We start from the raw sequence: 11,958 nt of genomic DNA, 5'->3' as shown, positions 1-11,958 counted from the left end.
CGTGCTCCTTTCAAGCTCGTGCAGTCTGTCGCAACCACCTGAGCGGTGCTTCTGGCGACGCTGGAAGCATCCTCTGCCGATCTTATGCGTGGGCTGTGGGTCCGTCCCCGGATCGCCGTCGGACGGCCAGCTAGGTTGGGGTCCGTTCAGCGCGACACGTCGTCGCCGTCACCGGAGGGAACCACATGCGGCAGGCAGGACCCTGGTTGCGAGCAGCCGAGGGAGCGATGCTCCTGGGACCCGACGGCGCCCCCGCGCCCACCGTCTTCGCCGAGATGAGCGCCCTCGCCGCGAGCACCGGCGCGATCAACCTCGGGCAGGGCTTCCCCGACCAGGACGGCCCTGCCGAGGTGCTCGAAGCCGCGGTCCGCGCCATCCGGGACGGCGTCAACCAGTACCCGCCCGGACGCGGGACGGTCGACCTCCGCACCGCCGTGGCCGAACACCAGCAGCGGTGGTACGGCCTCGAGGTCGATCCTGACCGGCAGGTCCTGGTCACCGCCGGCGCCACCGAAGCCCTCGCCGCGACGCTCCTCGCCCTGGTCGAACCGGGCGACGAGGTCATCACGTTCGAACCGTTCTACGACGCCTACGGTGCGCTCGTCCGGCTCGCCGGCGGCACCCACGTCACCGTGCCCCTCACCGCTCCGGACTTCCTGCCGGACGAGGACACCCTGCGCGCCGCGTTCACCGACCGCACCCGCGTCGTGCTCGTCAACACGCCGCACAACCCGACCGGCCGGGTCCTGCCCGACGAAGTCCTGCGCACGATCGTGGAACTCGCGACGCGGTACGACGCCCTCATCGTCACCGACGAGGTCTACGAGCACCTGACGTTCACCGTCCCGCACACGCCGATCGCGACACTGCCCGGAGCCGCCGAGCGGACGGTCTCGATCTCGAGCGCCGGCAAGACCTTCAGCACCACCGGTTGGAAGGTCGGTTGGCTCACCGCTCCCCCGACGCTCGTCGACGCGATCACGACGGTGAAGCAGTACCTGACCTTCGTCAACGGCGCACCGTTCCAGCCGGCCGTCGCCGTCGGACTGCGGTTGCCCGACGCCGTCTTCGCCGGGATCGCCGCCGAACTCGCCGCCAAGCACGAACTGCTCGCCTCGGGGCTCCGGTCAGCGGGCTTCGACGTCATGCGGCCGGACGGCGGGTACTTCGTGATCGCCGACACCGCGCCGCTCGGGTACGACGACGCGCGGGCCTTCTGCCTCGAACTGCCCGCCCTGGCCGGGGTCGTCGGCGTACCGGTGTCGGCCTTCGTCCGGCCGGAGCACGCCGCGGGCTACCGGTCCCTCGTGCGCTTCGCATTCTGCAAGCGGCGTTCCGTCCTCGAGGACGCCGCCAGCCGCCTGGCAAGCCTCCACGCGCCGTCCTGAGCCCGATCCCGCCACCGGCGCAGTCGCGACCACGGATCGGACGGGACCTGCCGGTCAGGGGCGAGCCGTGCCTCCAGGCTGGGCGCGCAGCGCGACGTCGTACCGGCGGAGTGCCAGCGACGGGTTGACCTGCCGGACCGCCTCGGTCACAGCGGTGTCGACGGTCGCGACGAGCGTGCCGGGCGTGAAGCCGGCCGACGCCACGGCGACACCGGAGGGGTCGAGCACCACCGAGGCGCCGATGCCGATCGGCGGCGTCTGGCCGACACCGACGACCCAGACGGTGTTCTCGATCGCCCGCGCGGTGAGCAGGGTCCGCCAGTGGTGCTCCTTGCCGGGGCCGCGCACCCACTCGGCCGGCAGCACGACGACGTCGGCCGCACCGTGCTCGGGCGCTGCCAGCCGCCGGGTGACCTCGGGGAAGCGCAGGTCGTAACAGGTCTCGAGCCCGATCCGGAGCCCCTCGAGCTCGAAGACCGGCAGCTGCTCCGGGTCGCCGGACTCGATGCGGTCGGACTCCCGCGACCCGAAGGCGTCGTAGAGGTGCACCTTCCGGTACGTCGCGGCGAGCTCGCCGGTGGGGAGCACCGCCACCAGGGTGTTGCGGAAGCGCGTGGGTTCGTCCGCGGTCGCTGCGTCGGTCGTCGCGGCTTCCGTCGTCTCGGCGTCGGTCCTCTCGGCGTCGGTCGTCTCGGCGATCCCGACGATCAGTGCGACACCGGTGTCGCGGGCGATGTCGCGCAGCCCTGACACGAAGGGGCCGTCGAGCGGCTGCGCTGCGGCGACGAACCGGTCGTCGATGTCAGCGGTGAAGTACGACGAGTACTCCGGCGTGACGAGCAGGGCCGCTCCCCGCGCCCCTGCGTCGGCTGCCGCGGTCCGGACGGTCTCGAGGTTGGCCACCGGGTCGTCCACGGGAGCGAACTGCGCGGCGGCGATCGTGAGGGTGCCCATCCGCCGAGCGTACCGGCGCACTGCGGAGCGTTCCGGCTTGGAGGAGCCCGGGAACGAGGAAAGCCCCGGTCCTTTCGGACCGGGGCTTTCGTGTGACGCTTGGTTGCGGGGGCAGGATTTGAACCTACGACCTCTGGGTTATGAGCCCAGCGAGCTACCGAACTGCTCCACCCCGCGGCACATTGAATAGCCTACACACGGTCGTGGCGGGGCACAAATCGTGTGCCCCGCCACGGCGTGTCAGCTGCCGTCTTCGGCTGCGGTCGCGGCCTCGATCGCCTCTTGCAGGCGCTTGTCGGCCTCGGCTGCAGCGACCAGGTCGTTGTCGGCGTAGGCCTGCTGACGGTCCTGCAGGGCGTCGTTCGCGTCGGACAGCGCCTGCTGCAGTGCGTCGTTGTCCGTGGTGCCCGAGCCGGTCGAGCCGCCGGTCGACCCGGAGCCCGAGTCGGAACCGGAGTCGGACGAGCCCGACCCGGACGAACCGGAGTCGCTCCCCGAACCACTGGCATCGGAGTCTCCGGCAGCAGCACCCGAGTCACCGCCGAACAGCGAGTTGAGTGCCTCGTCGAGGGTGTCCTCGAACGCGATCTTGTCGCCGAACGCGACGAGCACCTTCTGCAGCAGCGGGTACGAACCGCTCGACGTGGACTGCACGTACACGGGCTGCACGTACAGGAAGCCGCCGCCGACCGGCAGGGTGAGCAGGTTGCCCTGCTTCACCGTCGAGTTGCCGCGCTTCAGGATGTTCAGCTCCTGCGACACCGTGGTGTCCGAGTTGAACAGGTTCTGCACCTGTGCCGGGCCCGGGATGTTGTCGGTCTTCGGCATCGTCAACAACGTGAGCTTGCCGTAGCCCGACGCCTTCTTGCCCTTGCCTGCACCTCCCGCGTCGGAGTCGGCGGCCAGGTAGCCGGTCAGCACGTTGCGGTTGTTCGCGCCGGCGGACTGCTGGGGGATGTAGGTCGTGTACAGGTTGTACGCGGTCTCCTGCCCCGGCACCTTCATCGTCAGGTAGTACGGATCCTGCAGGTTCGCCTTGCTCGCGGTCGTCGTCGTCTGCGCGCCCAGGGCGTTGGTGGTCGTCGACGTGTCGGCGGCGCTCGCATCCGTGTCGGTCGACCCCGTGGTGGTGGGCTCCTGTGGTGTGTTCCACGCGTCGTCACCCGAGTAGAACGAGTTCGCGTTCGTCACGTGGTAGGTGCCGAGGATCGACCGCTGCACCTTGAACAGGTCCGTCGGGTAGCGGACGTGGTCCAGCAGCTCGGCGCTCATGCTCGACACCGACTTGACCGACGTCGGGAAGATCTTCTCCCACGTCTTCAGCACCGGGTCCTTGGTGTCCCACGCGTAGAGGGTCACCTTGCCCGTGTAGGCGTCGACCGTGGCCTTCACCGAGTTGCGGATGTAGTTGACCTGGTCGGTGCGGTACGCCGAGGACTCCGAACCGGCGATGCTGTCCGACAGGCTCTGGCTCTGCGAGTACGGGTAGGCGTCGCTCGTCGTGTAGCCGTCGACGACCCACTGGATGCGGTGGTCGACGATCGCCGGGTAGGCGTCGCTGTCGACCGTCAGGTACGGCGCGACCTTCTGGACACGCGTGATCGGGTCGCGGTCGTAGAGGATCTGCGAGTCCTTGTTGACCGCGTCCGACAGCAGGACCTGCTCCGACTGGAACTTCGCCGCGTAGACGAGTCGGTTGAAGAAGTTGCCCACACTCGGTCCGCCGTCGCCGGAGTACGTCGTGGTGGCGTTGCCGCCGTTGTCGTCGTCGGATCCGGACGGGTAGTCGAGCTCGACGTCCTTCGAACCCTTCGGCGCGCCGACGATCGAGTACGCCGGCGAGGTCTCGCCGAAGTACACGCGCTGCTGGAAGTCACCCAGCGCACCGTTCGAGGGGATGCCCGACTCGAGGAAGACCGGCTTGCCGTCGCTCGCGCGCTGGTTGCCGAAGGCCGCGGTCACGCCGTAGCCGTGGGTGTACACGAACGCCCGGTTGTACTGGGTGTTCGCGGCCGAGCTCAGACCGTCGAGGTCGATGTCGCGCACCGCGATGACGGTGTCCTCGGTCTCGCCCTTGACGTCGTACCGGTCGACGTCGAGCTCGTCCGGGAACTGGTAGTACTGCCGGTACTGCTGCAGCTGACTGAAGGTGTCGGAGACGATCTTCGGGTCGATGAGGCGGATGTTCGCCGTCGTCTGGGCGTCCTGCGCGAGGGCGCCGGAGCTGGCCTCGGTCGTGGCGTCGTAGTTCTGTTCCTTGACGTCGGAGACACCGTAGGCGTCCCGCGTGGCCTTGATGTTCCGCTCGATGTACGCGGACTCGTAGGTACGCTCCGAGGGCTTGACCTGCAGGCGCTGGACGATCCAGGGGTAGATGCCCCCGATGACGATCGCGGCGACGAGCAGCAGGCCGGTGCCGACGATCGAGATGCGCCAGCGGCCGATCACCGCGGTGACGATGAACAGGATCGCGACGATCGCCGCGATGCCCGCCATGATCTCGCGACCCGGGATGACCGCGTTGACCTCGGTGTACTGCGCACCGGTGATGAGCGAGTTCGACTTGGTGAGCGCCGCGTACTGGTCGAGCCACAGGCTGACGGCCTGCAGCGCGATGTAGAGCGCAGCGGTGACGGCGAGCTGGATGCGCGCTGCTCGGGAGATCCGGACTTCACGTCCCCCGAAGCGCAGCGCGCCGTACAGGTAGCAGGCGGCGAGGGCGGCGAGCCCCGCGATCAGCACCACGGCCGACGAGTACGCCACGATCGAGCGCCAGAACGGCAGCTCGAAGACGTAGAAGCCGATGTCCAGGCCGAACTGCGGGTCCGTCTTGCCGAACGGGGTCCGGTTGAAGTACTCGAGCACCATGCTCCAGCGCCCCGAGGTCGACAGCCCGGCGAAGATGCCGAGCACCACCGGGATGCCGATCATGACGGCGCGGCGCAGCGGTTCGATGACCTGCTGGTACCGGTCCAGCTGCGAGTTGAGCTTCGCGTAGACCGGGCGGTACCGGAAGGCCAGTCCGATGCTCAGGAAGACCGGGATCGCCATTCCCAGGAAGCCCGCGAGGAACATCAGGGTCCCTGCGATCCACCGCGTCGTGAGGACCTGCTGGAACCCGAGCTGCGCGAACCACGCGTAGTCGGTGTACAGGCTGGCGAAGATGAAGAAGCCGATCACCAGTGCGGCCAGCACGATGATCGTGACCACGATCGGGACCCGCGGCGAACGCCGCCCCGAGGTGGACGAGGTTGTCGTCACTTGATGTGCTCCAGACGTGTCGGACCGGCGGGCCCGGCTCGCGGCGGGCCGTCAGTGCACTGATCCTATTGGACCGGGCGGACTGTGAAACTGTGCGAGGACTCAGGAACCAGGTCAGGAACCGCAGCGGACGAGCTTCGCGGTGCTCTTCCCGTCGGCGATGGTCTGCAGGTCGGTGACGGCCTGGTCGAGCGTCGACACCTTGTAGACGTCGAGCCCGTCCGGCACGTGCCCGACGACCTCGCCGCAGTTGTCGGCCGGGGCGAGGAACACCGTCGCCCCCGCTTCCCGCGCTCCGTAGAGCTTCTGCCGGATGCCGCCGATGGCTCCGACCTCGCCGTCGGCGGTGATCGTGCCCGTCCCCGCGACGTGCTTGCCGCCGTTGAGCTTGCCGGGTGTGATCTCGTCGATGATCCCGAGCGCGAACATCATGCCGGCCGAGGGGCCACCGACGTCCTGCAGCTTGATCGAGACGTCGAACGGGAAGTCGTACTTCTCCGTGACGCCGACGCCCAGGAGCGCGGTGCCCTGCTCGTCGCGCGGGGTCACCCGGACGTCCTTCGTCGCACCGTCGCGCTCGATGGTGACGGTGGCCGGGGTCGACGTGCCGTGCTTCGCGACGAGCTCCCGCAGCGAGGTGGCGTCGGCGTTCGTCGTGAGCGAGGTGCCGTCGAAGGCCGTGATGACGTCGCCCTTCTCGATCGGGCCGTCGGCAGCCGAGCCGGGCTGCACGGTACCGACCTCGAGTTCGGTCGGCAGGTCGTTCCCCTGCTGGATCAGTGCTGCGGCCACTGCGGACTGCTGCGACGCCTGCATGTCGGCGGAGTCCTGCTGGTTCACCTGCTCGGTCGTGGTGCCGGTCGGGTAGATCGCCTCGACCGGGATCACGGCCTCGGACTTCGTGAAGATCGCCCGGACGACGCTGGTCCACGACGGACGGTTCGTCGCGTCGCCCTGGATGCCGACCGTCAGCATGTCGAGCGCACCGGCGGTGGGGTAGGTCTCGTGCCCGGAGACCTGGATCAGCTTGACGTCCTTCGCGTCCTTGCCCGTCCCCTGCTTCTGGGTCCCGATGGTGTTGTAGACCGGTCCGGGGACCTCGATGAGGTACGGGCTCGGCAGCACGCTCGCCAGGATCCCCAGCACGACGGCACCGATCACGAACGCCCACCCGACGGTCCTGGCACGCGAACGACGACGGGGCGCGGGGGTGAAGAGGGTCACGCGGGGTCCTTCCAGGGGCGGTCGCCGGGCCTGACGGCGGGGCGGTCGTCCGCGCCGTGCGGCGGGACTGTTCGCCCTCGGCGCAGCGGTTCGGGCGTTCCCACGGGGGCATCCCAGGTGCGGCCCCGTGAGCAGCGATTAGCGTAGTCGGCATGCCTGATGAACCACAGCCGGGGCCGGACGACGACTTCCAGGAGATGCTGCGCAAGCTGCTCTCGGGCGAGGGCCAGATCGACCCGTCGCAGCTCGCCGGTGCGGCCGGCCTGCCGAACGACCCGGCCTTCGTCGCGAACCTGATGAGCCAGCTGCAGCGTGCCGCGCAGTCCGGCGGTGACGGCATCGACTTCTCCGCGACCGCCGAGCGCGCCACCGCGATCGCCCGCGAGGGCGGCCACGCCGTCGACCCGGTGGCCTCGCAGGCGGCCGACCAGGCGTTCCAGGTCGCCGCCCTCTGGTTGGACGAGGTCACGACCGTGGCCGAGCTCACCGCCACCCCGAGCCTGTACACGCGGGAGCAGTGGGCGAAGGCGACGGTTCCGGTGTGGACCCAGATCGCCGAGCCCGTCGCGTTCAGCATCGCCGATGCACTGACCGAGGCCATCGACCAGCGTGCTCCCGAAGAACTCAAGGCGATGCTCGGTGACGTCTCGAAGGCGATGCGCGGCGTCGGCGGTGCCCTCTTCGCCATCCAGCTCGGCCAGGTCGTCGGCCAGCTGTCGAAGGAGGTCGTGTCCGGCGGCGACGTGGGTGTCCCGCTGCTGGACGAGCAGGTCGCAGCACTCCTGCCGCAGAACGTGGCCGAGTTCGCCGAGGGACTCGACGTCTCCGAGGACGAGGTCCGCATCTACCTGGCGGTCCGCGAACTCGCGCACGCACGGCTCTTCCGCTCGGCGCGGTGGCTGCGACTGCACATCATCTCGTCGATCACGGACTACGCACGGGGCATCCACATCCCCTTCGACCGCGTCGAGGAGCTCGCCGCGGACATCGACCCGACCAACCAGGAGCAGCTGCGGGACGCGCTCGCCTCGGGCGCGCTCATCCCGCCGCGCACGCCCGAGCAGGACGCTGCGCTGGCACGACTCGAGACCATGCTCGCGCTCGTCGAGGGCTGGGTCGACACGGTGACCGCCGCCGCCACCGTCCGTCTGCCGAAGAGCGGTGCCATCGCCGAGATGGTCCGTCGTCGCCGTGCAGCCGGAGGCCCCGCCGAGTCCGCGTTCGCGACGCTCGTCGGCCTCGAACTGCGACCCCGCCGTCTGCGCGAGGCCGCCGCGATGTGGCAGCGGGTGACGGACGAGCTCGGTGCCGAGCAGCGTGACGCGCTCTGGTCGCACTTCGATCTGGTCCCCACCTCCGACGACGTCGACGCACCGGACGCCCTGGTCGCCCGTCTGCGGAACCCCGCGCAGACCGAGGAGGACGACGCGTTCGACAAGGCGCTCGAGGACCTGCTCAACGACGCCACCGGCGCCCGTCCGCACGAGGACGAGTCCGGCCGGATCGACGACGGCGCCCCGGGCACCGACGGCACGGGCACCGGCAAGACGGCCACCGACGGAACGGGCACCGACGAGACAGGCACCGACGAGGACCACCCCGGCGACCAGCCCCGCTGAGTCCGGCACCGCCGAGTTCTCCACAGATCCACCACCCGGCCCCACGCGTGCCCCCGACTCGGGCACCGTGGGGTCATGGGCATCCGCATCGATCCGACACTCGAGTTCGTCTGGCGCGACCCGACGACGGTGCAGCTCGGGGTCGATCCGCCCCGTGCCGTCGTCGACGTCCCGACCACGGGCGAGGAACGGTTCCTCAGTGCCCTGCGGCGTGAGACGGGGCGCGAAGCGCTGAGCGGCCTCGCCGTCACCTCGGGCTGCCCACCGGACGTCGCCGCGCGCGTGCTCGGTGCGGCGTCCCCCGCCGTGATCGACGTCCTGCCCGAACCGCTCGAACGGGTCGAGGTGCACGGGGCCGGCGGGTTGGCGGACACGATCGCGGCCCACCTGTCCGGCGAGGGCGTGACCGTCGCCCGGACCTCGTCCCCGCGGGGCGGCCCGGTCGGGCTGCCGGAGCACGAACCCCGGCTCGCCGTGGTGGTCGCCGACCACGTCGTCGACCCCGCGCTCCGCGCCGCCTGGACCCGCAGGGGCGTGCCGCACCTGGCGGTCGTGGTGGGCGACGGCCGCATCCGCGTCGGGCCGTTCGTGGTCCCGGGGGCCGGCCCGTGCCTCCAGTGCGCGGAGTTCGCACGCGTGGACGACGACCCGGCGTGGCCCGCGATCGCGTCGCAGCTGTGGGGACGACCACCGGCGCCGCTGTCACCGTGGCGGTCCGCCGCGGTGGCCGCGGCCGCCACCCGGCTGCTCGTGCAGCGCCTGCCGCTCCGGTTGCAACGTGCCGACCCGGACCAGGTGGTGTTCGACCGCGACGACCTGGCCGTCAGCCGGTGGTCGGTGCCGCCCCATCCGCGGTGCGCGTGCCGAGCACTGCCAGGAACCGACTCGGAGCGCGGGCTCCCCCACGTGTGGAACCCTGTCTCGACCACGTGATCGTCACGGTCCGCCGGGCGCGGGTCAGGCCGACGTAGAACAGGCGACGTTCCTCGTCCACCTCGGTGTCGGTGGTGGCGTGCGAGATCGGCAGGAGGCCCTCGGCGGCACCGGCGATGACCACGTTCGGCCACTCGAGTCCCTTGGACGAGTGCAGGGTCGCCAGGGTCACGGCGTCGACCTCGGGCTCGTGGTGGGTCGCGGCACGGTCCACCAGGTCCTGGGTGAACTGCTGCATGGTCGTGCCGGCGGGGGCGTCCTCGGCCAGGCCCATGATCGCCTGCAGCGCTTCCCACTGCTCGCGGACGGCGCCGGTGCCCTCGGGGGCGGTCGGCGTCCACCCACTGACCTGCAGCACGAGGCGGACACGGCGGGTCAGTTCGTCGTCGGTCTGCCGGATCGCCTCGCCGCGCATGTGGTGCACCGCGAGCTTGACCTCGGGCCGGTTGAAGAAGCGCGTGCCGCCCTGCACCCGGTAGGGGATGCCGTTGCGGCCGAGCGCGGACTCGAGGGCCGCGGACTGGGCACCGACGCGGAACAGCACTGCGCAGTCGCCGTACGACGCTCCGCCGGCGACGAGTTCCGCGATCCGTCGGGCGATGGTCTGCGCCTCGTCGCCGTCGTGCACGCACGGCACCACGACGGGGTCGGGCCCGGGCTCGTCCGTCTGGGCGACCAGGTCGAGCGCGCCCGGTTGCCCGCGCATCAGGGCGTTGGCGGCGTGCACGACCTCGCGGGTGGAGCGGTAGTTCCGCTCGAGTCGCACGACCGAGCCGCGGGGGAACTCCGAGCCGAAGCCGAGCAGGTAGTCGCTCGACGCACCGGCGAACGAGTAGATCGTCTGGCTGGCGTCGCCGACGACGCACAGGTCGTCGCGGCCGCCGAGCCAGGCTCGCAGCAGGTCGTGCTGCACGGGCGAGACGTCCTGGTACTCGTCGACGACGAAGAACCGGTACTGCTGCCGCACGTAGGACGCCACGCGCGGCTCCGACTCGACCATGCCGAGCGTGGCGAGCAGGACGTCCTCGAAGTCGAGCTGTCGGCGGTCGTCCTTCAGGCGCTCGTAGGCCTTCATCAGGTCGATCACCCGGCGCGGCGAGGTGTCGCGCGGCATCACCCGTTCGGCGGCGGCGGCCTCGTACTCCTCGAGCGAGAGCATCTGCACCTTGCGCCACTCGACCTCGGCGGCCAGGTCCCGCAGCACCGGGGTGTCGACCGACATCCCGACGGTGTCCGCGGCGTGCGCGATCATCCGGCCCTTGGACTCGACGATCTTCGGCGCGTGCCCGCCGACGGTGTCCGGCCAGAAGTAGCTGAGCTGCGCCATCGCCGCGGCGTGGAAGGTCCGCGCCTGCACCGTGCCGGCGCCGAGCGAGCGCAGCCGCGACCGCAGCTCCCCGGCGGCGCGGGTGGTGAACGTCAGCGCGAGGACGTGGTTCGGTGCGTAGGTGCCGGTCGCGACGCCGTAGGCGATGCGGTGGGTGATCGCACGGGTCTTGCCGGTGCCGGCGCCCGCCAGGACCGCGACGGGGCCGAGCAGGGTCCGGGCGACGGTGCGCTGCTCGGTGTCGAGAGCGGCGAGGAGTTCATCGGGCGACGGCGGACGGACCTCGGGCACCCCGCTCACGGCAGGTCCAGCGGCCCGCCGTACCACTCCTCGATGATGGCGCGGGCGATCGAGGTCCGACCGGGCAGCAGCAGGGTGTCCCCCGCGCGCTCCCGGATGTCCTCGCGCGAGAACCAGCGCACGTCGAGGATCTCGACGCCGTCTGGCCGGGCAGTGGACGGGTCGCCGTCCACTGCGCGGGCACGGAAGCCGACCATCAGCGACGCGGGGAACGGCCACGGCTGCGAGCCGAGGTACTCGGGCTCCTCGACGTGCACGCCGGACTCCTCGAAGACCTCGCGGCGGACGGCGTCCTCGAGCGACTCCCCCGGTTCGACGAACCCGGCGAGCAGCGAGTAGCGGTCGGCGTCCCACGCGGCGTTCGAGCCGAGCAGGATGCGGTCGTCGGCGTCGACGACACCGACGATGATCGCGGCGTCGGTACGCGGGAAGTGCTCGTGTCCTTCGGGGTCGCGGCGCACCCACCCGCCGGTGACGACGTCGGTCGCGGACCCGGTGCGGGGCGAGAAGCCGTGGACGGCGTGCCAGTTCGCCATCGCCACGGCCTCGACCGCCAGGCCCTGGTCGCGCGGGGACAGCTCGGTGCCGAACATGCGCAGGCTCTCCCACGCGTCGTCGGACGGTTCGATGGCCGACGCGGTGGCGTCGTCGACGAGGGCCGCGACGAAGCGGGTGCCGGCGGGGGCGTCGGAAGCGTCGGACACGGCGCGGCCGAGGTACAGCGTCACGGTGCCGTCGGGGACGTCGGCCGCGGTCACGAACCGCAGGGTGCCGTCGGCGTTCCGGAGCATCTCCGAGCCGTGCACCGGCAGGTACCGGGTCGCGGAGTCCTCGCGCAGGACCCGGTCGAGGTCCGGCGTCGTGCGGAACTCGGCGTCGCGGTCGAGTTCGTTGCGGGACAGCGGGAGCCGGGAGGCGAACTCGACGGTCACGGCAGAGGGCTCCTCGGTTC

The 11,958-nt window shown here is 70.8% G+C and carries 8 protein-coding genes and 1 tRNA gene; 3 read left to right on the top strand and 6 right to left on the bottom strand.

The window, feature by feature from the left end; genetic code table 11:
• Window positions 1-185: 185 nt before the first annotated feature.
• The gene (locus tag HQQ88_RS11495) at window positions 186-1,388 is read left to right on the top strand and encodes an aminotransferase class I/II-fold pyridoxal phosphate-dependent enzyme (protein WP_173169514.1); all 1,203 of its coding nucleotides are present in this window, start codon (window positions 186-188) and stop codon (window positions 1,386-1,388) included.
• A gap of 54 nt (window positions 1,389-1,442) precedes the next feature.
• Here the strand turns inward: HQQ88_RS11495 and HQQ88_RS11490 are convergent, their stop codons facing one another.
• The 4 genes from HQQ88_RS11490 to HQQ88_RS20180 form a co-directional block, all read right to left on the bottom strand.
• A complete protein-coding gene (locus tag HQQ88_RS11490; RefSeq protein ID WP_173169513.1) occupies window positions 1,443-2,342 on the bottom strand; it encodes a carbon-nitrogen hydrolase family protein in 900 nt (299 codons plus the stop codon).
• Between the two features lie 100 nt (window positions 2,343-2,442).
• Window positions 2,443-2,519, bottom strand: a tRNA-Met gene (locus HQQ88_RS11485).
• Between the two features lie 63 nt (window positions 2,520-2,582).
• Complete coding sequence (locus HQQ88_RS11480) at window positions 2,583-5,552, bottom strand: UPF0182 family protein (protein ID WP_173169512.1); 2,970 nt, start codon at window positions 5,550-5,552, stop codon at window positions 2,583-2,585.
• 165 nt (window positions 5,553-5,717) lie between these two features.
• Window positions 5,718-6,827, bottom strand: coding sequence for a PDZ domain-containing protein (locus HQQ88_RS20180; protein WP_260215719.1), 1,110 nt, complete (start codon window positions 6,825-6,827; stop codon window positions 5,718-5,720).
• Between the two features lie 152 nt (window positions 6,828-6,979).
• Between HQQ88_RS20180 and HQQ88_RS11470 the strand changes: the two genes are divergently transcribed.
• The gene (locus tag HQQ88_RS11470) at window positions 6,980-8,446 is read left to right on the top strand and encodes a zinc-dependent metalloprotease (RefSeq protein WP_243649851.1); all 1,467 of its coding nucleotides are present in this window, start codon (window positions 6,980-6,982) and stop codon (window positions 8,444-8,446) included.
• Window positions 8,447-8,521: 75 nt separating this feature from the next.
• Window positions 8,522-9,379: a TOMM precursor leader peptide-binding protein gene (locus tag HQQ88_RS11465; RefSeq protein ID WP_173169511.1), complete on the top strand. Its 858-nt coding sequence runs from the start codon at window positions 8,522-8,524 to the stop codon at window positions 9,377-9,379.
• On the opposite strand, the gene HQQ88_RS11460 is transcribed toward HQQ88_RS11465, so the two are convergent.
• Window positions 9,270-11,006, bottom strand: a complete 1,737-nt coding sequence (locus tag HQQ88_RS11460) for an ATP-dependent helicase (protein ID WP_367917010.1) — start codon at window positions 11,004-11,006, stop codon at window positions 9,270-9,272. The two genes, HQQ88_RS11465 and HQQ88_RS11460, sit on opposite strands and share 110 nt — an antisense overlap.
• Window positions 11,003-11,938, bottom strand: coding sequence for an NAD(+) diphosphatase (nudC, locus tag HQQ88_RS11455; RefSeq protein WP_173169510.1), 936 nt, complete (start codon window positions 11,936-11,938; stop codon window positions 11,003-11,005). The genes HQQ88_RS11460 and nudC overlap by 4 nt, the downstream gene beginning before the upstream one ends.
• Window positions 11,939-11,958: the final 20 nt, after the last annotated feature.

The organism is Curtobacterium sp. VKM Ac-2861 (assembly GCF_013204965.1).
Taxonomy (GTDB): Bacteria; Actinomycetota; Actinomycetes; order Actinomycetales; family Microbacteriaceae; genus Curtobacterium.
This window is presented reverse-complemented; position numbering and strand designations above follow the sequence as displayed.